The organism is Nafulsella turpanensis ZLM-10 (genome assembly GCF_000346615.1).
In the GTDB taxonomy this organism is placed as follows: domain Bacteria; phylum Bacteroidota; class Bacteroidia; order Cytophagales; family Cyclobacteriaceae; genus Nafulsella; species Nafulsella turpanensis.
In genome coordinates this window covers 54,654-77,098 of sequence record NZ_ANNU01000024.1, presented here as the reverse complement: position 1 = coordinate 77,098, position 22,445 = coordinate 54,654, and the positions used below count along the sequence as shown (strand labels likewise).

At 45.7% G+C, this 22,445-nt stretch carries 22 protein-coding genes; 13 read left to right on the top strand and 9 right to left on the bottom strand.

Features of this window, described 5'->3' with window-relative positions:
- Window positions 1-51: 51 nt before the first annotated feature.
- Together F752_RS0111160 and F752_RS0111155 are read left to right on the top strand one after the other, a co-directional pair.
- Entirely contained in the window at window positions 52-708 is a 657-nt protein-coding gene (locus tag F752_RS0111160) for a phosphoadenylyl-sulfate reductase (RefSeq protein WP_017731827.1), read from the top strand.
- Between the two features lie 105 nt (window positions 709-813).
- Window positions 814-1,734: an NAD-dependent epimerase/dehydratase family protein gene (locus F752_RS0111155; protein ID WP_017731826.1), complete on the top strand. Its 921-nt coding sequence runs from the start codon at window positions 814-816 to the stop codon at window positions 1,732-1,734.
- Window positions 1,735-1,777: 43 nt separating this feature from the next.
- On the opposite strand, the gene F752_RS0111150 is transcribed toward F752_RS0111155, so the two are convergent.
- From F752_RS0111150 to porX, 3 genes are read right to left on the bottom strand one after another with little or no spacing between them, the layout of a single operon-like run.
- Window positions 1,778-3,007, bottom strand: a complete 1,230-nt coding sequence (locus tag F752_RS0111150) for an alanine dehydrogenase (RefSeq protein ID WP_017731825.1) — start codon at window positions 3,005-3,007, stop codon at window positions 1,778-1,780.
- Complete coding sequence (gene tsaE / locus F752_RS0111145) at window positions 3,000-3,449, bottom strand: tRNA (adenosine(37)-N6)-threonylcarbamoyltransferase complex ATPase subunit type 1 TsaE (RefSeq protein WP_017731824.1); 450 nt, start codon at window positions 3,447-3,449, stop codon at window positions 3,000-3,002. Before tsaE ends, F752_RS0111150 begins: the two co-directional genes overlap by 8 nt.
- Before the next feature lies 1 nt (window position 3,450).
- Window positions 3,451-5,007 carry a T9SS response regulator signal transducer PorX gene (gene porX / locus F752_RS0111140; RefSeq protein WP_017731823.1) on the bottom strand — a complete coding sequence of 519 codons (1,557 nt, stop codon included), beginning with the start codon at window positions 5,005-5,007 and terminating at the stop codon, window positions 3,451-3,453.
- Between the two features lie 142 nt (window positions 5,008-5,149).
- Here porX and F752_RS0111135 point away from each other — a divergent pair, with 142 nt between their 5' ends.
- The 6 genes from F752_RS0111135 to F752_RS0111110 all read left to right on the top strand — a co-directional run bounded on the left by F752_RS0111135 (window position 5,150) and on the right by F752_RS0111110 (window position 10,844).
- The gene (locus F752_RS0111135; RefSeq protein WP_017731822.1) at window positions 5,150-6,397 is read left to right on the top strand and encodes an HD domain-containing protein; all 1,248 of its coding nucleotides are present in this window, start codon (window positions 5,150-5,152) and stop codon (window positions 6,395-6,397) included.
- Window positions 6,398-6,401: 4 nt separating this feature from the next.
- Window positions 6,402-7,451 carry a UDP-3-O-(3-hydroxymyristoyl)glucosamine N-acyltransferase gene (gene lpxD, locus F752_RS0111130; RefSeq protein WP_017731821.1) on the top strand — a complete coding sequence of 350 codons (1,050 nt, stop codon included), beginning with the start codon at window positions 6,402-6,404 and terminating at the stop codon, window positions 7,449-7,451.
- Complete coding sequence (locus tag F752_RS0111125) at window positions 7,452-8,849, top strand: bifunctional UDP-3-O-[3-hydroxymyristoyl] N-acetylglucosamine deacetylase/3-hydroxyacyl-ACP dehydratase (protein WP_017731820.1); 1,398 nt, start codon at window positions 7,452-7,454, stop codon at window positions 8,847-8,849.
- Window positions 8,846-9,625 carry an acyl-ACP--UDP-N-acetylglucosamine O-acyltransferase gene (gene lpxA / locus F752_RS0111120; RefSeq protein ID WP_017731819.1) on the top strand — a complete coding sequence of 260 codons (780 nt, stop codon included), beginning with the start codon at window positions 8,846-8,848 and terminating at the stop codon, window positions 9,623-9,625. Before F752_RS0111125 ends, lpxA begins: the two co-directional genes overlap by 4 nt.
- Window positions 9,626-9,686: 61 nt before the next feature.
- Window positions 9,687-10,325 (top strand): ABC transporter ATP-binding protein, encoded by a 639-nt coding sequence (locus F752_RS0111115; RefSeq protein WP_026135672.1) that lies wholly within the window; start codon window positions 9,687-9,689, stop codon window positions 10,323-10,325.
- A gap of 60 nt (window positions 10,326-10,385) precedes the next feature.
- Entirely contained in the window at window positions 10,386-10,844 is a 459-nt protein-coding gene (locus F752_RS0111110; RefSeq protein WP_152425111.1) for a hypothetical protein, read from the top strand.
- 69 nt (window positions 10,845-10,913) lie between these two features.
- Here the strand turns inward: F752_RS0111110 and F752_RS0111105 are convergent, their stop codons facing one another.
- On the bottom strand, window positions 10,914-13,322 hold the full coding sequence (locus F752_RS0111105) for an endonuclease MutS2 (protein ID WP_017731816.1): 2,409 nt from the start codon (window positions 13,320-13,322) through the stop codon (window positions 10,914-10,916).
- A 252-nt stretch (window positions 13,323-13,574) separates the two neighbouring features.
- Entirely contained in the window at window positions 13,575-13,922 is a 348-nt protein-coding gene (locus tag F752_RS0111100; RefSeq protein ID WP_017731815.1) for a DUF4296 domain-containing protein, read from the bottom strand.
- Window positions 13,923-13,974: 52 nt separating this feature from the next.
- Here F752_RS0111100 and F752_RS0111095 point away from each other — a divergent pair, with 52 nt between their 5' ends.
- The 3 genes from F752_RS0111095 to F752_RS0111085 are packed head-to-tail and all read left to right on the top strand — an operon-like array spanning window position 13,975 to window position 16,793.
- A complete protein-coding gene (locus F752_RS0111095; RefSeq protein ID WP_017731814.1) occupies window positions 13,975-14,853 on the top strand; it encodes a DUF58 domain-containing protein in 879 nt (292 codons plus the stop codon).
- Window positions 14,846-15,748 carry a hypothetical protein gene (locus F752_RS0111090; protein ID WP_017731813.1) on the top strand — a complete coding sequence of 301 codons (903 nt, stop codon included), beginning with the start codon at window positions 14,846-14,848 and terminating at the stop codon, window positions 15,746-15,748. The genes F752_RS0111095 and F752_RS0111090 overlap by 8 nt, the downstream gene beginning before the upstream one ends.
- Window positions 15,741-16,793 carry a vWA domain-containing protein gene (locus F752_RS0111085; protein WP_017731812.1) on the top strand — a complete coding sequence of 351 codons (1,053 nt, stop codon included), beginning with the start codon at window positions 15,741-15,743 and terminating at the stop codon, window positions 16,791-16,793. Before F752_RS0111090 ends, F752_RS0111085 begins: the two co-directional genes overlap by 8 nt.
- A 105-nt stretch (window positions 16,794-16,898) precedes the next feature.
- Here the strand turns inward: F752_RS0111085 and F752_RS0111080 are convergent, their stop codons facing one another.
- Window positions 16,899-17,540, bottom strand: a complete 642-nt coding sequence (locus F752_RS0111080) for a LysE family translocator (RefSeq protein WP_017731811.1) — start codon at window positions 17,538-17,540, stop codon at window positions 16,899-16,901.
- Window positions 17,528-19,090, bottom strand: a complete 1,563-nt coding sequence (locus F752_RS0111075) for a GH3 family domain-containing protein (protein WP_017731810.1) — start codon at window positions 19,088-19,090, stop codon at window positions 17,528-17,530. Before F752_RS0111075 ends, F752_RS0111080 begins: the two co-directional genes overlap by 13 nt.
- 151 nt (window positions 19,091-19,241) lie before the next feature.
- Here F752_RS0111075 and F752_RS0111070 point away from each other — a divergent pair, with 151 nt between their 5' ends.
- Together F752_RS0111070 and F752_RS0111065 are read left to right on the top strand one after the other, a co-directional pair.
- Entirely contained in the window at window positions 19,242-19,916 is a 675-nt protein-coding gene (locus F752_RS0111070; protein ID WP_026135671.1) for a YggS family pyridoxal phosphate-dependent enzyme, read from the top strand.
- A 122-nt stretch (window positions 19,917-20,038) separates the two neighbouring features.
- Window positions 20,039-20,413: a DUF423 domain-containing protein gene (locus tag F752_RS0111065; protein WP_017731808.1), complete on the top strand. Its 375-nt coding sequence runs from the start codon at window positions 20,039-20,041 to the stop codon at window positions 20,411-20,413.
- An 85-nt stretch (window positions 20,414-20,498) separates the two neighbouring features.
- On the opposite strand, the gene F752_RS0111060 is transcribed toward F752_RS0111065, so the two are convergent.
- Both F752_RS0111060 and F752_RS0111055 read right to left on the bottom strand, forming a co-directional pair.
- Window positions 20,499-20,921: a DUF1573 domain-containing protein gene (locus F752_RS0111060; protein WP_026135670.1), complete on the bottom strand. Its 423-nt coding sequence runs from the start codon at window positions 20,919-20,921 to the stop codon at window positions 20,499-20,501.
- A 75-nt stretch (window positions 20,922-20,996) separates the two neighbouring features.
- Entirely contained in the window at window positions 20,997-22,406 is a 1,410-nt protein-coding gene (locus tag F752_RS0111055) for an ATP-dependent DNA helicase (RefSeq protein WP_017731806.1), read from the bottom strand.
- Window positions 22,407-22,445 lie beyond the last annotated feature (39 nt).

The following is a 22,445-nucleotide window of genomic DNA, read 5'->3' as shown; positions in this document are numbered from 1 at the left end:
CACCTTTGCGGGCTGCCCCTTACCTTTGCCGCGGAACCAGATTGTTCAAAAGTGGAATTTCACGAAATTGAAGCTAAAATACTGCAGTACAAAGAGGAAGGGAAGCGCCTGTTTACCACCTCCTCTTTCCAGTCTCACAGCCTGGTACTGCTCCACATCCTGAGCCGCATTGACCGGAGTATTCCCGTTTACTTTATCAATACAGGCTACCATTTTGCAGATACTGTCCAGTTTGCCCGGCAGATTTGCCATGAATTCGGCCTGCCTTTTGTGGATATTAAAAGCAGCACTCCTAAAATTATGCAGAAAGATGCAGATGGCCGGCTGCTATTTGTCTCTGACCCTGACTACTGCTGCTATTTGAACAAGACACAGCCCCTGGATACCATCCTTCGCTCGCACGATGTATGGATAAACGGCATCAGGGCCGACCAAAGCGCCACCCGCAGTGCCATGAAACTGGAACAGCCGGCGCCCCACGGCAGCTTCCGCTTCCACCCTATGCTCGACTGGGACAAGCGTAAAATTTTCGCTTATTTGCGGGAATATAAGCTGCCACGCAATCCGCTGGATGCAAAAGGCTACGCCAGTATTGGCTGCGAACCCTGCACCCGCCGGCTCGACCCCGATATGCAGGAGCGTGAAGCCCGCTGGTATGGCCTTAATAAAACTGAATGTGGTTTACATACCGATTTAGTGGCGAAGTAGGTTGGTTGTTGGTTGTTGGTTGTTGGTTGTTGGTTGTTAAGGGAAATTTAAAAGTCAGCACAACTCTTCTTTTTATTCACTCATTCTCTCACTCAAAATTCAGCCATGAAAATACTGGTAACCGGTGGAGCCGGCTATATTGGCACTTCTCTTATTCAGGCACTTGTAAAGGATGAACAGGTAAGCGAAGTAATTATTTACGACAATTTAAGCCGCACGAACTTTAACCTGTTTCTGGGAAGGCCTTATCCTGAGGGACAGAAAATAAGGTTTGTACAGGGAGACTTACTCGACTCCAGGAAGTTAAAGAAGAATCTGGAAGGTGTTTCAGTTGTTTATCATTTAGCCGCTAAAGTCAGCACCCCTTTTGCCAATACCGATGGCCATATGCACGAGCAGGTTAACCACTGGGGCACTGCCGAACTGGTATATGCGGTAGAAGATAGTGAGGTGGAAAAGCTTATCTACACAAGTAGCAGTTCTGTTTATGGCAGTTCAAAGGCTTTGATAAATGAGCAGGACCAGCCGAACCCTAAAACTCTTTACGGGATTTCGAAGCTGAGAGGTGAAGAGCATGTTCTCCGATTGAAAGATCGGTTAAAAACCTATGTTATCCGGCTGGGCAACGTATTTGGCTATAATAAGAGCATGCGTTTTGATGCCGTTATTAATCGCTTTATGTTTGATGCCCATTTCAAAAACCGCATCAGCATCGATGGAAATGGCAAACAATGGCGGGCATTTGTCCACGTAGAAACAGTGAAAGAGGTACTGAGCCAGCTTGCTTACCAGCAAATCCCTTCCGGCATTTATAACCTGGTTGATCGCAACCTGCAAATACTGGATGTGGTGGATGTGTTAAAGGAGATATACCCTCAGCTGGAATTCATTTTTATTAACCAGCACCTGCAGTTAAGTGAAATACAGGTAGAGCCAAGTGTTATCCTTCAGCAATATTTTCCACATTTAGCGAAAGACAACCTTAAAGAAGAATTACTGGCGTTCAAGGAAGAGTTTGCCTTCTAGTGCCAAACCTTCTTTAAAAGTCTATCTCTCCTGTACCAGTCCTTTAATTTCTGGAAGCCATTAACAGGTTTAAGTCTTTATGCTTGAGGCTAAATTTACGGGCCACATGGGCATTGCTTAAAAATCCTTTATAGGTATATACTCCATTCATAAACCACTTATAGGCAAATATCATTTCATCCACTCCTCCCACTTCGGCTGCCTGCAGCAGAATGGGTGTAAAGATGTTACTGAAGGCAGTGGTAGCAGTACGGGCCACTCTTGATGGTATATTGGGCACACAGTAATGGATGACGTCATGCTTCCTGAAAACAGGATTCCGATGCGTAGTCAGCTCAGACGTTTCCACACAGCCTCCCTGGTCGATGCTAACATCAATAATGATGCTTTCGGGCTTCATATTCATCACCATCTCTTCATTTACAACGCAGCGATTCCGCCCTTTTTCGGCCCGTATGGCTCCAATCACCACGTCGGCAGTTTTTAAGCTGCTACTGAGGGTCACCGTATCAATCGTGGAAGTATACAGCTGAGAGCCCAGCGATTGCTTGATACGGCGAAGCTTATACAGGTGGTTATCAAAAACCTGCACTTCCGCGCCCATACCAATGGCAGCCCTTGCAGCATATTCAGCAACGGTCCCTGCTCCCAGAATCACTATTTTAGTAGGTGGCACGCCGGTAATTCCCCCTAAAATAATTCCTTTCCCATTATTTACACTGCTCAGGTATTCAGAGGCAATCAGCATAAGCGTACTGCCGGCAATTTCGCTCATGGCCCGTACCACAGGCATCCCTCCCACCTTATCTTCTATCAGTTCAAACCCAACTGCGGTAATTCTTTTTTTATTGAGCTTGTTAAAATAATCGGGGCGCTGATTTCCAAGCTGCAGGGCAGAAATGAGGGTCTTACCAGGTTTCAGGTACTCAATTTCCTCATCTGTAGGCGGCTCTACTTTCAGTACGATGTCTGCTTCAAACACTTCTTTGGCGCTATACACAATTTTAGCCCCTGCCTCGCTATATTCATTATCTGCATATTTGGCAGTATGCCCGGCTTTGGACTCCACCCACACCTCATGCCCGTTATTGACAAGCAGCGCAACCGCCTCGGGTGTAAGAGAAACCCTGTTCTCCTGCATGGCCACTTCTTTGGGTATACCAATCCATAAATGCTTGTTGCTTCGCCTTACCTCAAGCAACTTCTCCTGCGTAGCGAGTCCGGTTTGTTTGGAAAGTGCTTCCATACCGGTCTGTGGATACGTTTTACTCATGTGTACTCAGTAGTATTGTTCTACTATTGTCTTCATTGACCTCTATCTGCACCTGCAAATACTGTTCGGGCAGTATCTCTTCAATTTTGGAGGGCCACTCAATTAAACAGTAATGGCCTGAATAGAAATACTCTTCGGCTCCTATCTGCAGCGCTTCGGCCACTTCCTTAATTCTGTAAAAGTCGAAGTGATACACCGGCTCATCACCCTCAGCTCTGTATTCATTTACGATGGAGAAGGTAGGGCTCTGCACGGTGTCTTCGACTCCCAGCCGGAGGCATATTTCCTTGATCAGGGTAGTTTTCCCTGCCCCCATACTTCCTTCAAACAGCCATATTTTCTGTCCTCCCTGCCCCCTGGCAAAAGCAATAATCGCAGCCGCGGTTTCGGGCAAATCTCTTTGCGAGGGGCAGCTAATTTCTAAACCTTTCTCCAACAGCATGCTATTTATTCCCTAAGGTAACAACCGGAATAATTATTTCTTCCAGAGAAATTCCACCATGCTGGAAGGTATCCCGGTAGTAGTTCACATAATAATTATAATTATTAGGATACGCAAAGAAATGATCTTCTAAGGCAAAAACATAGGCCGTGGACACATTTAACTTCGGAAGGCCAAATTTATCGGGGTGGCGGGCTTCCAGTACATGGTTTCCATCCCAGTTCAGGTTCTTCCCCTGCTTATAGCGAAGGTTGGTATTTACATTACGGTCGCCAATAATTTTAAAGGGCCGGCGTACTCTAATTGTACCATGGTCGGTACTGATAACCACCTTACATTTTTTCTCCGACAGCCGCTTCAGCAACTCAAACAGGGGGGAGTGTACAAACCACGATTTGGCGATACTCCTGTAGGCCGATTCGTCCGGCGCCAGCTCCTTGAGCATTTCCACCTCTGTTCGCGCATGCGAAAGCATATCCACAAAGTTGTAAACCACTACGTTCAGGTCATTATTCAGCAGGTTGTTCAGACTATCATTAACACTTTTACCCTGGCTGGTATGGATAACCTTATTGTAAGAAAATTTGGTATCTGCCAGCCCGTTTTGCTTTAGCTGCCGCTTCAGAAAATCTTCCTCGTAAAGATTCTTGCCTTCATCCTCATCGTCGCCCCGCCAGAGGTCGGGATATATTTTTGCCATTTTATCAGGCATCATTCCCGAAAATATAGCATTCCGGGCGTAAGCCGTAGTAGTTGGCAGTATGGAAAAGTAGGTGTCATCCTCCTCTACCGACAGGTATTCGGTAACAAGCGGCTCAATGCTTTTCCACTGGTCGTAGCGAAGGTTATCGATCACGATAAAGAACACCGGTTCCTTCTCCTTTAGTAAGGGGAAAACCTTTTTCTTCATCAGCTGATGAGAAAGCAGCGGTTTATCGGCCTTTGGATCGTTGAGCCAGTCTTCGTAATTATCAATAATGAATTTGCTGAAGTTGCTGTTGGCTTCATCCTTTTGCATGGTAAGCACCTCGCCCATACTGCCGGTATCGGCCGTCATAATCTCCAGCTCCCAGTAAACCAGCTTTTTATAAATTTCCACCCAGTCCTGGTAGTCGCGGCTATCAGACACCATCATGCTGATATTGCGAAACTCCTGCTGGTAGTTCATATTTGTCTTTTCCGACACCAGGCGCTTATTGTCGAGTATCTTTTTTACCGAGAGGAGAATCTGGTTAGGGTTGAGCGGTTTAATGAGGTAATCGGCAATTTTAGAACCAATCGCCTCTTCCATTATATGCTCTTCCTCACTTTTGGTAATCATGACCACCGGCTGGTTCGGCTTGCTGGACTTGATGTAACTGAGCGTTTCCAGCCCCGTCATTCCCGGCATATTCTCGTCGAGGAAAATAATATCGAAGGATTGCTGACTGACTTTATCGATGGCATCGGCTCCGCTGTTAACAGGGGTTACATCATAGCCTTTCTTCTCGAGGAACATAATGTGGGGCTTGAGCAGGTCAATTTCATCATCGGCCCATAAAATACTGTATCTTTGCATAAAAATTGAATTACTTCTCTAAAGCTTTTATAACTTTGCATCTGCTGGCATATTATATAAATAGCTGAAGTGTTGAAAAGTTAAGCTATCGGGCAATAATATATTATTGGCTCATTTGCCTTACAAGATAGAACATACCTGCGTGAATAAGAAGAAAATTTTTAATGACCCTGTTTACGGGTTCATCACGATATCCAGCGAGCTGATATTTGACATTATCGAACACCCCTATTTCCAGCGCCTTCGCCGGATAAAACAACTGGGACTGACTGATTTTGTATACCCGGGTGCCCTGCACACCCGCTTTCACCATGCCATGGGGGCCATGCACCTGATGAGCATAACACTCGATAACCTCCGGAGCAAAGGCCATGAAATAAGTCATGACGAGTATGAAGCCTGCCAGGTGGCTATTCTGCTTCACGACATCGGGCACGGTCCGTTTTCGCACGCCCTTGAATTTAGCCTTCTGAAAGGCATCCGGCACGAGCATATATCGCTCCAGCTAATGGAGTACTTTAATAAGGCCTTTAACGGGCAGCTGTCGCTGGCAATAAGTATTTTCACCAACCAATACGAGCGGCGTTTCTTTCATCAGCTCGTATCGAGTCAGCTCGACATCGACCGCCTCGATTATTTGCAGCGCGACAGCCTCTTTACCGGGGTTTCGGAAGGTACCATTGGAGCCGACCGTATTATTAAAATGCTGGACATTAAGGATGACCAGATAGTGGTGGAAGAAAAAGGCATTTACAGTGTAGAAAACTTTTTGAGCGCACGCCGCCTCATGTACTGGCAGGTATACCTGCACAAGGCCACGGTAAGTGCCGAAAAAATGTTAATAATGCTCATTCAGCGGGCAAAATACCTGGTAAGCCAGGGCGAACAACTGTTTGCTACTCCTGCCCTTCAGGTATTCCTTATTCATGATGTAAGCCTTCAGGGCATACAGGAGAACCAGGAGTTTTTAAGAGCTTTTGCCTCCCTGGATGATACCGACATCTGGGCTGCCGTCAAGATATGGAGTCATCATCCCGATCGGATTTTATCGGCCCTCAGTTGTATGCTGCTGGAGCGGCGGCTCTTCCGGGTAATCCTGTCGAACGATAAATTTGAAAAACGCCTTGTAGAAGAGCTGCGCCAGGCCATTAGCGAAACCTATGCTATCATCCCAAAGGATGTAAAATATTTCCTGGCCTGCGGCTCCATGAGCAATGCCGCCTATATAGCAGGCGGACAGAATATCAATATCCTTACCAAAAAAGGAGCGGTAATTGATGTAGCCCAGGCTTCGGACCTGCCTAATATTAAAGCTATGAGCAAGATTGTAAAGAAGTTTTACATTTGCTGGCCGAAGCACATAAAAATTGCAAAAGAAGTTCTAAGCTAAGCAGATGAAGTTTACGGTAAATCAAATAGCCCAGCTCCTGGGCGGAATGGTGGAAGGGAGTGGAGATGAAGAAGTCTCTACCCTCAGTAAAATTGAAGAAGCCCAAAAAGGAAGTATTTCTTTTTTATCCAACCTGAAATACGAGCAGCACCTGTACAGCACACAGGCCTCTGCCGTTATCGTCGCCAAAAATTTTCAGCCAAAAAAATCTTTCAGCACCTCTCTTATTCGGGTAGAGGACCCTTATACCAGCTTTACGGTATTGTTGGAGGAGTATCATAAAATTCTTTCTTTCCAGAAATCCGGGGTTGAAGAACCTGCGTTTATGGCCGAAGGCGTAAGTACCGGCAACGGAATATACCGGGGTGCTTTTTCTTATATTGGTAAGGGCTGCAAAATCGGAAACAATGTAAAAATTTACCCCCAGGCCTACATTGGCGAAAATGTGGAAGTAGGTGACAATACCATTATTCTTGCAGGCGTAAAAGTATACCCCAATACCAGAATTGGCAGCAACTGCACCCTACATGCCGGGGCGGTAATAGGCAGCGATGGCTTCGGCTTTGCTCCACAGGCCAATGGAAGCTATAAAACCATTCCACAGCTAGGCAATGTGGTACTGGAGGACTGGGTAAGCATTGGCGCCAATGCCACCATCGACTGTGCCACGCTTGGGAGCACGGTTATCAGGAGGGGTGTTAAAATCGATAACCTGGTACAGATAGCCCACAATGTAGAGATAGGAAAAAATACGGTTATCGCGGCACAATCCGGTATTGCCGGTTCTGCTAAAATTGGTGAAAGCTGTATCCTGGCCGGCCAGGTAGGAGTAGTAGGGCACCTTGAAATTGCCAGTAAGACCACTGTTGCCGCACAGGCCGGAGTAGGAAAAAGCATTAAGGAAGAAGGAAAGATTTTAATAGGCTCCCCGGCTTTTGAACGTGGACCTTACATGAAATCCTATGCCCTGTTCAGAAATTTGCCCGATTTAAATAAGAGGGTAAAGGAACTTGAGGAAAAAATCATAAATTTGCGCTCGTCAGACTCAGAATAGATGAATATTAAGCAGCATACTATAAAAAAGTCCATTACCCTATCCGGTGTTGGGTTGCATACTGGTGTAAGAGCAAATATGACCTTTTTGCCGGCTAAACCTAACCATGGAATAAAATTTCAACGGATAGATATTGAAGGCCATCCTACTGTAGATGCTGATGTGGACAATGTAGTGGACCTTTCCAGAGGAACAACCATTGAACAAAGTGGGGCCCGCGTTAATACAGTTGAGCACGTAATGGCAGCCTTAACAGGTCTGGAGCTGGATAATGTACTCATTCAGCTGGACGGCCCGGAACCGCCTATTATGGATGGCAGCTCCATCCAGTTCATCAACGCTCTTAAGGAGGCTGGCGTAGAAGAACAAAACGCCCTGCGCAATTTCTTTGAAGTACCTGAAGGAATTTTTTACCGTGAACCCGGGCGCCAGGTAGAGATTGCCGCCCTTCCACTTGACGACTATCGTGTTACGGTAATGGTCGATTACAATTCGCCTGTTCTGGGCAGCCAACATGCCTCCCTGAACAAAATAAGCGATTTTGAAGAGGAAATTGCCCACAGCCGCACCTTCTGCTTTTTGCATGAGCTGGAAATGCTGCACAAGCAGGGCCTCATCAGGGGTGGTGATCTGAACAATGCCATTGTGGTAGTAGACCGGGTAATAAAAGACGAGGAACTGCAGGAACTTGCTTCTCTTTTTAATAAACCCAAAGTGGAGGTAAGGAAAGAGGGCATTCTTAATAATGTGGAGCTACGATATAGCAATGAACCGGCTCGCCATAAACTACTCGATCTGGTAGGAGACCTGGCCCTTGTAGGCCGCCCCCTAAAGGCACAAATACTGGCCGCCCGGCCGGGCCATGCAGCCAATATTGCCTTTGCCAAAAAGCTGAAGAAAATGATGAACGACTTCAGCAGAAACAACAATATCCCGGCCTATAACCCTACGCTCCCTCCGGTGCTGGACATTAACCAGATCTCTAAAATGCTCCCCCACCGTTACCCTTTTCAGCTGGTAGATAAAATCTTTCACCTGGACGAAAGTACCGTTGCCGGCGTAAAGAACGTTACCATTAATGAGCCCTTCTTCCAGGGCCACTTCCCGGGCAACCCGGTAATGCCGGGTGTACTGCAAATTGAAGCCATGGCCCAGACAGGCGGCATACTGGTACTCAACACTGTACCAGACCCGGAGAACTACTGGACTTATTTCCTGGGCATCGACAACTGCCGCTTTAGGAAAATGGTAATGCCCGGCGATACGCTTATCTTCAAATGTGAGTTACTGGCTCCTATAAAGCGTGGAATTGCAAAAATGAAAGGCTATGCTTACGTAGGAAACACCCTTGTAAGCGAAGCTGAATTATCGGCAAGCATTGTACGAAAAAACTCATGAACCAACCCTTAGCCTACATACATCCCGAAGCTAGAATAGCTGCCAATGTCGTTGTTGAACCTTTTACCGTCATACATAAAAATGTAGTGATTGAAGAAGGCAGCTGGATTGGCTCCAACGTTACCATTATGGAAGGTGCTCGCATCGGTAAGAACGTAAGAGTATTTCCCGGAGCAGTTATCTCAGCCATTCCGCAGGACTTAAAATTTGCAGGGGAAGAAACGACTGTTGAAATTGGGGACAATACGACCATCAGGGAGTGCGTGACCATAAACAGAGGAACGATCGATAAGTACAAAACAGTGGTAGGAAGCAACTGCCTGATTATGGCTTATGTCCACATCGGCCACGATTGTATCATCGGCAATAGCTGCATCCTGGGGAATACCACACAGTTTGCAGGCCATGTACAAATCGAGGATTTTGCTATTTTTGGTGGTGCCTGTGCTGTACAGCAGTTCACGAAAGTAGGTGCACATGCGTATATTGGTGGCGGTTCTCTTGTAAGAAAAGACGTTCCTCCGTTTATCAAGGCAGCCCGCGAGCCTCTCAGCTATGCAGGAATTAACTCAGTTGGCCTGCGCCGGAGAGGTTACACCAATGAGCAAATCAATGAAATTCAGGAAATTTACCGACTGATTTATCTCAAAGGCCTCAATAATAGCGATGCTTTGGATAAAATTGAAGTTGAACTCCCGTCAAGCAAAGAGCGCGATGAAATTGTTAACTTTATTCGTTCCTCAGACCGGGGTATTATGAAGGGCTCTATAGGGTAATACATTAATGGCGGTCAGTAAAAAGTAAACAAACAGCCAGCCTCCTCCTTAACTTCTGCTTGTGATTGTTCGTCTTCAATCTTTAGGAAAAAAGTACTTCAGAGAATGGGTATTCCGGGGAATGGACTACCAGTTTGTGAGCGGCCAGTCTTATGCCATTACAGGCCCTAATGGAAGTGGAAAATCTACCTTTTTAAAAACCCTTAGCGGGGCTATTCCTGCAACAGAAGGAACAATTTCTTTTGAACAAAAGAGCGGGCAAGCCATTGAAGAGGATGCATGGCCGCACTACCAGGCTTATGCTGCCCCTTACCTGGAGCTGATTGAAGAATTTACCTTAAAGGAGCTGCTTCGTTTTCATTTCGCTTTTAAACAGCCTGTAGTTAACAGCTGCATGGAGGAGCTGGCAGAAAAAATGGTGCTGTCTTCGGCTTACCATAAAGAAATAAAGTATTTTAGCTCAGGGATGAAGCAGCGCCTTAAGCTGGGATTGGCTTTTTTTTCTCAGGTTCCCATCTTACTTTTAGACGAGCCTACCTCTAATCTCGACAGCAGGGGAATTGACTGGTACCTGGAGCGTGTAACCGAAGTAAAGAATGATCGTTTACTTATCATCTGCTCCAATCAGAAGTATGAGTATCAGTTCTGCGAAAAGTTAATAGATATTACCGACTTTAAAAGATATAAGCAAAACAAATAATCTTTTTTTAACTATCCACCAAAATTATTATTATAATTGTTTTCTAAACTATTAAAATCTATGAAAAAAGCATCTCACCTACTTTCTGTCTTATTTCTGATGGCCCTGGTAATTTTCACTTCCTGCAAAGATGATACTGTGGAAGAAACTCCCCTGGAAGAAAATACCCGCATCCTCACCGCCGGCCCTTTTGAGGTTAGCACTGTAGCTCTAGACCCTGCCGTTGATTATAATTTTACAGGTACTTCTACCCTAACCTTCTCAGAGAATGGCACTTACACCATCACAGGAGGAGATGCCTTACCAATGGTCCTCAGCACAGGCGCCTCTATTCCGGCATCAGGAGAGTGGAGCTTTACCGATACTGAAAATTTCAATGAAATTACGCTTGTAAATGGCTCAGAAAGTGTTGAATTGACTGTTACTTCTCTCACAGATAATGAAATTGTTTTTTCTTATGCTGGAGCAGAGCCTAAGCCTACCGATGAAGTAGAAGTTACCGTTACTGCAACACGATAGTTCTTACCTGAAAACGTATTATAAAAAGGGGAGGTACTCAATTGAGTACCTCCCCTTTTTTATGAATTTCTAATACTGCAATTCCACAATAGTAACACCTGGCCCTCCCCGATCGGCATGTTCATCTTTCATGGAAGCGACTATCCCATAGCCCTTAAGATGTTCCCTTATCATCTGGCGAAGAATTCCATCGCCTTTACCGTGGACAATACGAAGCTCCGGTGCTCCAAACATGGCGGCATTATCGAGCAGGTTATCTACAATGGACAAGGCTTCTTCTGCCCGCTTGCCCCTCACATCGAGTTGGGAGCTAAAATCGGCCATTCGCTGGTTAAGATTGATGCCGCGCATGGCAGGCTTACTTTCAACATCAGCTGTTTCCTGGCGGTACTCCTTTCTGCTAATCTTCTCCAGGCGGTTAAGCTTTACTTTAGACTTTAAAGAACCAATCCTGATTTCAGCATCCTTGCCTTTTATTTCCATCACCTCTCCTACAGTCTGCTGCCCCTTTATCCGGATGAGATCTCCCTCCTCAATGGCTCCTCCAACTACTTTTATGCTGGAGGTTTTCTCCTGGGCTTTTGCCTCTTCAGGCTTCAGCTTCACCTTTTCTTTTAGCTCCTGCAGCCCCTGCCTTGCCTGGCGTGTGCTCTCCTTTTCGGCACTGTTTTCTTTAATTTGCCGGATGGTCGCTTCTATACGCTGGTTGGCTTCGGAAAGTAACTGGCTGGCTTCCTGCTTAGCCTCCTTCAGAAGCTGGGCTTTTTTATTTTCTATGAAGGATCTTAACTCCTGGTACTCCTGAACTGCCTGCTGCAGTTCTTTTTCCTTTTTACTGAGTTCTTTGTTTTTATCATCAAACTCCTTTTTTTCCTTTTCCAGCTCAGCCAGCAGCAGCTCCATTTTCACCTGCTTTACCCCTACTTTTTCCTTCGCCTGCTGTAAAACACTTTTGGGGAGGCCTATCTTCCGGGCAATTTCCAGGGCAAAAGAGCTGCCGGGTTTTCCAATTTCCAGCTGGTACATGGGCTCCAGCTGGGCAGCATCGAAGCGCATGGCTCCATTAACAATTCCCGGTGTTCGCTCAGCCAGCTGCTTTAAGTTGCCATAGTGCGTATTGATTACACCGAAAGCCTGCTGTCGATTGAGCTCCTCCAGTATGGATTCGGCAATGGCTCCGCCAAACTGAGGCTCGGTACCCGTACCAAATTCATCGATGAGGAAGAGCGTCTTTTTATCCACCATCTGGGTAAAGAACTTCATGCTGGTAAGGTGAGAGCTGTAGGTACTCAGGTCATTTTCCAGTGATTGCTCATCGCCTATATCGATAAACAGATTTTTGAATAGGCCTACCCTGGAGCCATCTCCTACCGGAATAAGCAAACCGCACTGCACCATATACTGCAATAAAGCAACGGTTTTAAGCGCAACTGATTTACCTCCTGCATTTGGACCGGAAATAACCAAAATTCGCTGGTCCTGATGAAGGTGAATATTCAATGGCACTACAGGCTTTTGCTGCTGCTTATGCGAGAGGTACAGCAAAGGGTGCACCGCCTTATACCATTCTACCAGCTCCCGTTTTTCGAACTGCGGGTATACCGCATCTATTTTTAGCGCAAAACGAGCCTTGGCCCTGATAAAGTCGACTAATCCCAGGAAATTGGCTGCTTTTCGCAAAGCCTGCACATGAGGCCTTACCTGGCTGGTAATCGCCAGCAGAATACGCACAATCTCCCTCTTCTCCTCATACTCCAGCTCCCGAATGTTATTATTGATTTCCAGCACTTCAGCAGGCTCCAGGAATACAGTTTGGCCGGTGGCAGATTCATCATGAATAAAGCCTTTTATCTTCCGCTTGTACTCTGCCAGTACAGGAATTACAAGGCGACCACCCCGTATGGTGAGAGACACCCCTTCTTCCGAAAAGCCTGAGCTGACAGACTGGCGCAAAATGCTTTCCAGTGTTTTTCTTGCCCGGCTCTGCTCAGCAATTAAGGCCCTGCGAATTTGCTGCAAAGCAGGGCTTGCATCGTCGCGCAGATGACCTCTGTCATCAATAACCCTGGATATTTGCTTGAGCAATCCTTTATCCAGCACAACAACTGAAGAAAGCTGTTGCAATTGGGGATACTCCTCTTCTTTATCTGAAAAATAATCGAGACAGGCAAAGATGGTCTGGAGGCTTAAGCGAAGGTTGTTCAGCTCCTCCACACTTAAAAAAGCGCCTTCGAGTCGGGCCTTCTCGAGCTGCTTATCAATAGGAAAAAAGTTAGAAGAAGGAAACTCATCGCCACTCTGTAAAATGGCAGTAAACTCCCTGGTTTGCTCCAGCAGTTTCTGCAGTAAGGAAAAGTCATCGGTAAAACGAAGCTTTTCTACATAATACTGGCCCATTACACTCAGGCACTCCTCTTTCAACAAGCTTCTTACCTGATCGAAGCCTATTTTATTTTCTAAATTTCTCGGATATAACATCTATATTTTAACATGCTCTACCCAAAGGCAGGGCAAACTTTCTTTTATTAATATGAATGGAATTTAAATGAAGAAGACTCCGGCCGCTGCCCGATTTAATTCTTCCGGAAAAGTTCCCAGATTCTACTCCACAACAAGAAGGAAGGGTGTCAAATCAAAACGAGCTAAACTACATCAACAATCACCCGCTCACTTTTCTCTTTAACGAATTTTAGCTAATAAACATTCAGGCAAAAAGTTGGCTTGCCAAGATCAGCGTCTCTCTTTCTCAGCCTTCTGTCGCCTGCTAAGGGTGTCGATAAGGGCCGCATGAATATCAGACATTTCGTCGTACTCATTCAGGTAATACTCATAACTTTCCGTGTACTGCTCCGGGCTAATGTTCCACTCCTCAAATATCTGCAGCTCATAAATACTGAACAACTGGCGGGCCGAATCGGTAGAAACCCGCAAATTTTTTACTTTTGCTTCAGCAAGCTGCAAATCGGCCATTACCCTTACCAGCGTTTCCTGTGAAAGAACATTTTCGGGTTTATCTGCATTATTTGAACAGGCCGTCGTTAAGAGAGTAACAAGTAGCAGCAAAAAAAGATTTTTCATGCTGAAAATTACTTAATTAAGTCCTAATTTTAAAAGTTAAACATCAGCAAACATGAAAGAGCTCCTTAAAAAGCTCAGAAAGTATGAAATTCAGATAAGAAAGGCGGTCAACTGGCAAATGCAGGGCAACTTTCATTCCATTTTTAAAGGCTCCGGGCTGGAGTTTGACGATGTTCGGGCTTACCAGTATGGCGATGATGTGCGGGCCATTGACTGGAAAGTGACGGCTAAAGGTCATGGCACTTTTACCAAAACCTTCAAAGAGGAGAAGGAACAGTTAGTATACTTTCTGCTCGACGTAAGTGCCTCTCAGGAAATAGGCCAGCAGTCGCAGCAAAAGCTCGATATTGCCAAAGAAATTTGTGGTGTCCTTACCCTTTCTTCTATCAAAGAAGCCAGCCAGGTAGGACTCATCTGCTTTTCAGACAGGAATGAGAAATACCTTCGCCCCGGGGCAGGTGGTCGCCATGCCTATGAAATGATTAGCCAGATGTTCCGGCTCCAGCCCCAGTCTACCCAAACAGATTTAAGTGCGGCATTTCTGTTCGCCCTTAAGCTTATTCGCCGGCGTAGTGTAATTGTGGTGCTCTCGGATTTTATTGATACCGGGTGGGAACATAACCTAAAGGCCCTGGCCAGAAAACACGATTTGGTGGTAATACATATTGGGGATAAGCGGGAAACCCACCTTCCCGGCCTTGGGCTGATTCCGGTATATGATAAGGAGAAGCAAAAAACAGTATGGACCAATACTTCTTCCGGCGCATTCAGAAAAAAAATGGTCAAAACCTATCAGGAGAACCAGGAGCAGCTCAGAAAGATTTGTTCTCAGTATCAGGCCGACTACCTGTTTGTGGATACTGCGGAAAATTTTGTTCCCAAGCTTATTTCATTGTTTAAAATCCGTAATAAATCAAGAAAACGTGCTTAAACGCTTCCTGTACTTTATTATTTTTTGTTGCAGTCTTGCCCTTCCTGTTTCCGGATTTGCACAGGAAATTGAACTTAGAGGCCAGTTCTCAGATCAAAGCCTGAAAGTGGGCCAGCCGGTAATGTATACTTTTACCGTTCGGTACCCTCGCCACCTGAATGTGCTTTTGCCTGACTCCACCTTTAACTTTGCTCCTTTCGAGATTGTCGACAAAACTTATTATCCTACTGTTTCGGACTCTCTTTACAGCACCGATAGTGTAATATATACACTGGCAACCTTCGAGCTTGACTCTGTACAACTCTTACGCATGCCGGCCTATGTAATTCAGGGCGGTGACAGTAGCGTGGTCTTTTCCAGCCCCGACACTGTTTTTGTAGAAGAAATGATTTCGGTATTGACTGACTCTGCCACTTTTGTAGAACACATCGCTTATACGGATGTGGAGTATGAGTTTAACTACCCTTATGCCATTGCCGGCACTTTAGCGGGCCTGCTAATTCTGGTAATGCTTGGCTTTGTTTTTGGCAAGCCTTTGCAGCGGCGCTACCGGATTTACAAATTAAGAAAAGGGTACCGGAAGTATGAAAAAGCTTATCAGGAAGCATTGGCGGCCTACGAAGCAAAGAATGAACATGTGCAGCCGGAAGGCCTGCTGAATATATGGAAGAGCTATATGGAGCAACTCGAAAGCATACCCTATACACGTTTAACCACAAAAGAGATTGCAGCCCTGCAGCGGCATGAACAGCAGCTTAGCGACGTGCTGCGCATTATCGACCGGGGCATTTATGGCCGCCTGAGTGACAATCGTTTTTCTGCCAGTTTTCGTGAATTGCAAAAGGTGGCAAGAGAAAGCTTTGAGTCCAAAGTAAAGGAGGTGCAACATGCTTAAAACTGCCTCCGATAGCTGGATCTGGCTCTCCACACACTGGTTTCAGCCCGAAACGCTCCGTTCTTTTGAGTGGGCGAACCCGTTAATGCTTTACCTGATTCTCCTTATCCCCATTCTGTTCCTCCTCCGCTACCTGTTTCGCTGGCGAAGAAAACAGCGGCTGGATGTAGCCCTGCCGGAAGATCAGCTAAAGTGGAGCCCCGTCAGCCTTTTACGCTTTGTTCCTCCTGTGGTATTAGGCATAGCCCTTACTTTTTTATGCATTGCACTTGCCCGGCCCCAGAGAAGTAATGAGCAGGTAGAGCAATGGACCGAAGGCATTGACATTATGCTGACAATGGATATTTCAGAATCCATGAAAATAGAAGATTTTAAGCCGAACCGACTGGAAGCAGCCAAGGATGTGGCCAGAGAATTTATACAGGGCCGCTTTCAGGACCGCATTGGCATGGTGGTTTTCGCCGGAGAAGCCTTCTCGCTCGCCCCCTTAACCACTGACTACCAGCTACTCAATGAGTACATTGAAAGCCTTAACTTTTCCATGATAGAAGCCGGAGGCACGGCTATTGGCAGTGCGCTGGCCGTTTCGACCAACCGTATGCGGGAATCAGATTCTGAGTCAAAGGTGCTTATTCTGCTGAGCGATGGAGAAAATAACGCCGGGAGCATCGACCCCATTACCGCTGCCAAGCTGGCCCATGCCTATGGCATTAAAATATATACCATTGCAGTAGGGAAAGAAGGAAGGGTACCGTTTGGCAAAGATATTTTCGGCAATACCAACTACATTGAAAATGAGCTGGATGAAACCACCCTCCGGAAAATAGCCAACATAGGCGGTGGCAGGTTTTACAGGGCGGCGAATCAGGAGGCTCTGGAAGAAATTTTTGCCGAAATCGATCGCCTGGAAAAGGCCGAAATTAAGGAGACCCGCTTTAAAGATACAACCGACTTTTATGATATTTACCTGAGCTGGGCTATTGCTTTTTTTATCGTATGGATTTTCCTGAAAGGAACCTTCATCAGCAATATTTTGCATGACTAAGGAAGTAATGACTTACAACGCCTGCGCAGGTAGGTAGCTTTGCACAAGCTGATAAAATCCGCTCCTGAAAAAAGATATTTAAACGCTCACCATCCTTTCTTCCACCTAAAACCTGTAGTCTATTGCTTCAAAGGCAAAGAAAAACAACCTAAAGCTGAAGAGAATCAGCACAACACCTACAATTCTGTTCATCCAGTTCATGAAGAGAGGGGTTAACACCCTCCTTAACTTATTGGCGGCATACGCTTTTACAAAATCCAGTAGTAAAACGGTGAGAATGGTGGCAGCGAAGAAAACCACTTCAAGTTCAAAAGGATAACGATAGTTGAGAGCCACCATGCTGGCAACTCCAATCCAGAATAACAATACGAAAGGATTGATACCATTCAGCAGAAATCCTTTGATTAACTGCCGGCCAATTGACTTTCCGTTTACGGCAACTACCTGCCTCTGCTGCTCCTGTACTTTCCGGACTAAACTACTCCCGCCAAAAATCAGCATGATAATCCCACCGGCAAGGCCAAGCCACAGCTGAAAATCCGTATTTTTGGTGAGAGTGGCCACACCAATGGAGGCAATTACAACAAATAAAGCATCACTCAGGGCTATGCCTACTGCCATTCCTGCACCGGATGCAAAACCTTTTTCGATGCTGGTTTGGATAAGGGCAAAAAAAACAGGCCCAATCAGTAGCGCCAGGAGTAAGCCATGCAGAATGCCATTAATTAGAGCATCTACTGTTGCCATTCATTCTTGCGTTCTTCTTCAATAAAATGCAGGAGTTCCTGGTACATCTGGCTTTTAATTACCCGCGGAAACTTATGCTGCCCTCCTTCTTTTCCTTTTTGCTTCAGAAATTTATAAAAAGCCTGTACAGGCACTACATCCACTAGTACTTCCTTAAGGGCGGCACTGCGTTCCGTGGCATAGTCGTCATTTAGTGCTTTTAAATGAGTATCCAGCCTTTCTTTTACCACCTGAGGCTCTACAGCTTTATCGGTACCAATAATCCAGTGGTGGGCAAACAAACTTTCATAGGGTATCCCTGCCACTGTAAATTCATTAATTTCCGTGTCCAGCTCTTCTGCCACTAATTGAATTGCCCGGTTCATATTATCTACCGACAAATGTTCTCCACACAGGCTCAGGAAATGCTTGGTGCGTCCGGTAATTATGATTTCACTTTCCTTTTTCGATACAAATTTAATAACATCGCCAATCAGGTAACGGTAAGCTCCTGAGCAGGTGGTGAGCAGGAGTGCATACTCCTTCCCCTCCTCCACCTCATCTATCATACAGGTTTCGGGCTTTTCCACCATTTGCCCATCAGGGCCAAAGTTCTTTTCGGTAAATGGCACAAACTCATGGAAAATGCCATTGTTCAGCACCAGTCTCATGCTTCGGCGATTTGGGTAAGCCTGAAAGGCAATAAAGCCCTCGGAAGCCAGATAAGTTTCCATATAGGTTATAGGGCGCGCCAGTAGCTTTTCAAAGCTCTTTTTATATGGCTCGAAAGCCACTCCACCATGCACAAATATGGAGAGGTTAGGCCAGATATCGTGTATGGTATCTACCTTATAGTAGGCAATAATTTTCTCGATTAGAATTTGGATCCAGGCAGGAACGCCCACAATCACGCCAATATTCCAATCCTTTGCCTGGCGGGTAATCTCATTAAGCTTTTCTTCCCAGTTCCGCTCCTTGGCAATCTTCTGGCCGGGCTTATAGAACCCCTGGAACCAAAATGGCAGTTTAGAGGCCGTTATCCCACTTAAATCTCCTTCGTAGTAAGAACCCGAATGATTCAGCAAAGTGCTGCCACCCAACATCAGAATATTAGTTGTAAAAAGGTCCGATGGCAGGTTTTTATAATGGGAAAGCGAAAGAATTTGCCGGACACTGGTCCGCCGGATGGCCCTCAGCATGTCGTTGGTAACAGGAATATACTTTGACGCGGCCTCGGAGGTACCGGAGCTTAAAGCAAAATACTTAACCTGCCCGGGCCAGCAAACATCTTTTTCGCCGGTACGTGTACGGTGCCAGTAGGAATTGTACATTTTATTATAATCATGTACCGGCACATTTTCTTTGAAAGAGCGGTATAGTTCCTTAGCACCTCCCCCTCCTGCTGCAAGGATTTCAGTAAAGGAAAAGTCTTTCCCGATGGCTGTCTGCTGCGCTTTAGCCAATAGCTTTTTCAGTTCTTTGCACTGTAACTGCTGCGGTTCAAGTTTTTCCTGCTCTATACTTTCTCTTATTCTGATTCCTTTTTTGAGCAAGCTCCCTAAAATCGCCATAAATTCCTTTGTTCATTACCCTCTTTACATTCTGCTGTGTATTTTGCAGAGGTTTGGGGATTTTACTTAAAATTAAGCTTTATTACTTACAACAATATCCACTAAGGACATTTAAGTGATAAATATAGCTAAAGCCAAAAATAATAAAAGCATGAATATAGCAGAAAACATTAAAAGATTTGAAAACATAATACAAAACGACTCCTGCACTTTAATTGCTGTAAGTAAGACAAAGCCGGTGGAAGATATTCTGGAGGCGTATGAAGCAGGTTTAAAAGATTTTGGTGAAAATAAAGTGCAGGAGCTGACGGAAAAATTTGAACAGCTCCCAAAGGATATCCGCTGGCACATGATTGGCCACCTCCAGCGTAACAAAGTAAAATACATTGCTTCCTTCGTCCACCTTATCCATTCGGTCGATAGCTGGAGACTGCTAAAAGAAATAAACAAGCAGGGAGAGAAAGTGGGCAGGACCATCAACTGTCTTTTACAGGTTCATATTGCCCGCGAAGAAACAAAGTTCGGCTTGAGTGAAGAAGAATTGCTGGAGCTCCTGCAGTCTCCGGAATTTGCCGCCCTGGGGCACATCCAGGTTACAGGACTTATGGGAATGGCAACCAATACCGAAAACCTGGAACGGATACGGGAGGAGTTCCATTACCTCCGGGAGCTCTTCGACCGTATCAGGACAGACTATACCTTACCTAATGCGGAGATGAAGGAACTTTCCATGGGTATGAGCAGCGACTACCTTACCGCCCTTGAGGAAGGAAGTACGATGGTACGCATTGGTAGTGCCCTCTTTGGCAGCAGAAATTACCATTGAAAAACTGGCACTAAGGTACTATTGAAACAACACACCTGCCGGCCCCATTGGGACTTCCTTCCTGAAGATGAGCCGCTGCAGAATTTTCTGAAAACTAACCTCCACCACCTAACCCGAATGATATGCAAAAAATTTTCTTACTCTGGAGCGCTGCCCTCGGGGCGCTGGGAGTGATGATTGGTGCCTTTGGCGCACATGCCTTAAGTGCTATGCTCGAGCAAACCGGCCGCACGGCCACCTTTGAAACTGCCGTTAAATACCAGATGTACCATACGCTTGCTTTACTGGCTACAGCTTTACTCCTCGGCAGAGCAGAAAGCCGGTGGTTTGAATATGCAGGCTGGGCCTATATTGCCGGCATTATAATATTTTCCGGCTCACTTTACATTCTTTGCCTGAGCAATGTTGGCAAATGGGGCGCTGTAACTCCTATTGGTGGACTGGCGCTTATTGCTGCCTGGGTTTGCCTGTTTATAGGTGTTTTTAAGAACCTGTAAAAGAACTGCTCTTCCATCGGGAACCCCAAAAAAAAAGGGGCTGCTTTTTAAAGCAGCCCCTTTTCATTTCTCACTAATTCTATTTTTACTTAGTCTCCTCTTTTTTGGGAGGAAGTATATTGCCTACCATTTTTACCCTTTCCTGGGAGTTTACCGCATTGGAGATAATGGTAATCACTTTCGTTTGCCCTCCCATTTTTCCGGCACTGTTAAAAGTCACTTTCAATTGAGCAGTATCGCCTGGAGCAACAGGATTGCGGGGCCAGTCGGTAGCTGTACAGCCACAGGTTACATTTACGTTGGTGAGAATAAGCGGCTCAGTACCTGTGTTTTCGAAGGTAAAAACATGCTCAACCTTGTCGCCCTGGTAAATATCACCAAAGTTGTACTCGCTTTCTTCAAAAGTAATTCTGGGGCCGGCCTGAGTCGATTTTTCCGCCACAGGCTTCTGGGCAAATACGGCTACACTTACAAAAAGAGCCAGGATGGTAAATAATACTTGCTTCATATTTTTGTTGGTTATTTTGGATGATGTTTTCTCTACTACCACAGGCAAAAACAATGCCTTTCTCATTAACAAATATTACGAAAAAAAATTCTTATTGAAATTAATTAAATATAATTCTTTGGTGGCACGGGTAATGGCGGTATACAACCAGCGGATATATTCCCGGTCTACCATCTCTTCGGTAAGGTAGCCCTGGTCTACGAAAACCGCATCCCACTGCCCTCCCTGCGATTTATGGCAGGTAAGTGCATAGGCAAATTTTACCTGCAGGGCATTCAGATAGGGATCTTTTTTTAAGGCTTCGCGCAGCTCCTTCTTCTTCGACAGGTCGGCATAATCCAATTTTACTGCTTCGTATAGCTTCCGGTAATCTTCGGACGATAGGGAAGCCTGGGGCGTGTGAAGGGTGTCCAGAATAATTTTGGCTTCGAAAGGTGGCACATCCGGATAATCTGTCAGGCGCAGTTCCAGGGTGGCGAAGCGGTAGCCATAAAGGTCTTCGAAGTTCACAATCTTCATTACCTCCACAAAATCGCCGTTTGCCAGAAAGTTGGCTGGCGAATCGGGAGGCAGGTAGGTATAATTGTTACGAACTATCATCAGGTAGTCGCCGGCATCAATTTCGCTTTCGCTATACTGGATGACCCGCCGGATATACTGGTTATATTGCACTGCCGCTTTATTGGATCGGGTAATGATAATGGCATTTTCCATCCCGAATTTATTGTAGGCATAGCGGAGTCCATCTTCCAGCTTTTCACCCGTCATCCGGTAGGTATCTTTAAAAGTGCGGGTAACGAACTTAATAGAGAAAGCTTCTTTTTGCAGCTCATTCCGCAAATTAGTGGCATTAAACAAAATACCGCTATCATGCTCCTGCCGCATTACTTCTGTAAACTCTACCTCCTGTACCTGCAGCCGGAGGTGGCGCTGCAAATAATTAATATCCAGGGCAGGGCTTTGCTGCTGATGCACCGGTGGCAGCTGCGCACTGTCGCCAATCAGCAGTAGCTTATTATTTTCATGGGCATAAACAAAGTCAATTAAATCCTTCAGCAATCCGTTATGGCCTACCTCTGCCACATCAGACAGCATAGAGGCTTCGTCGATAATAAAAATGGTATTTTTAAAATAGTTCTTCTGAAGGTCAAACAGGAGATCATCTCCTCCTCCAGGTTCTCCTGCCTGCCGGTAAATAATCTTGTGGATGGTATAAGCCGCTTTACCGGTATAGGAGCTCATTACCTTGGCGGCCCTTCCGGTAGGGGCCATTAGTGCAAAGCGGTAATTGAAGAGCGGCAGCGTCTGCACCAGGGCGCTCACCACGGTGGTTTTTCCCGTACCTGCATAGCCACGCAACAAAAGGGCTTGCCGGCTACCTTCAGGCGCCTTTATAAAGCTGTCGAGCAGGTTAAAGAAACGCGACTGCCCACTCGTCGGCTGAAAAGGAAATTTTTTAAGAATGATTTGGGAAAATAAAGGCAAATTAGATGGATTTTAATGTCTGTTCTGAAAAGCTTTCAA

Bases quoted from the DNA above. Each gene is read 5' to 3' on its own strand.
- F752_RS0111155 (WP_017731826.1), top strand. From the start codon at position 814: ATGAAAATACTGGTAACCGGTGGAGCCGGCTATATTGGCACTTCTCTT.
- F752_RS0111150 (WP_017731825.1), bottom strand. From the start codon at position 3,007: ATGAGTAAAACGTATCCACAGACCGGTATGGAAGCACTTTCCAAACAA.
- tsaE (WP_017731824.1), bottom strand. From the start codon at position 3,449: ATGCTGTTGGAGAAAGGTTTAGAAATTAGCTGCCCCTCGCAAAGAGAT.
- porX (WP_017731823.1), bottom strand. From the start codon at position 5,007: ATGCAAAGATACAGTATTTTATGGGCCGATGATGAAATTGACCTGCTC.
- lpxD (WP_017731821.1), top strand. From the start codon at position 6,402: ATGAAGTTTACGGTAAATCAAATAGCCCAGCTCCTGGGCGGAATGGTG.
- F752_RS0111125 (WP_017731820.1), top strand. From the start codon at position 7,452: ATGAATATTAAGCAGCATACTATAAAAAAGTCCATTACCCTATCCGGT.
- lpxA (WP_017731819.1), top strand. From the start codon at position 8,846: ATGAACCAACCCTTAGCCTACATACATCCCGAAGCTAGAATAGCTGCC.
- F752_RS0111110 (WP_152425111.1), top strand. From the start codon at position 10,386: ATGAAAAAAGCATCTCACCTACTTTCTGTCTTATTTCTGATGGCCCTG.
- F752_RS0111105 (WP_017731816.1), bottom strand. From the start codon at position 13,322: ATGTTATATCCGAGAAATTTAGAAAATAAAATAGGCTTCGATCAGGTA.
- F752_RS0111100 (WP_017731815.1), bottom strand. From the start codon at position 13,922: ATGAAAAATCTTTTTTTGCTGCTACTTGTTACTCTCTTAACGACGGCC.
- F752_RS0111095 (WP_017731814.1), top strand. From the start codon at position 13,975: ATGAAAGAGCTCCTTAAAAAGCTCAGAAAGTATGAAATTCAGATAAGA.
- F752_RS0111085 (WP_017731812.1), top strand. From the start codon at position 15,741: ATGCTTAAAACTGCCTCCGATAGCTGGATCTGGCTCTCCACACACTGG.
- F752_RS0111080 (WP_017731811.1), bottom strand. From the start codon at position 17,540: ATGGCAACAGTAGATGCTCTAATTAATGGCATTCTGCATGGCTTACTC.
- F752_RS0111075 (WP_017731810.1), bottom strand. From the start codon at position 19,090: ATGGCGATTTTAGGGAGCTTGCTCAAAAAAGGAATCAGAATAAGAGAA.
- F752_RS0111070 (WP_026135671.1), top strand. From the start codon at position 19,242: ATGAATATAGCAGAAAACATTAAAAGATTTGAAAACATAATACAAAAC.
- F752_RS0111065 (WP_017731808.1), top strand. From the start codon at position 20,039: ATGCAAAAAATTTTCTTACTCTGGAGCGCTGCCCTCGGGGCGCTGGGA.
- F752_RS0111060 (WP_026135670.1), bottom strand. From the start codon at position 20,921: ATGAAGCAAGTATTATTTACCATCCTGGCTCTTTTTGTAAGTGTAGCC.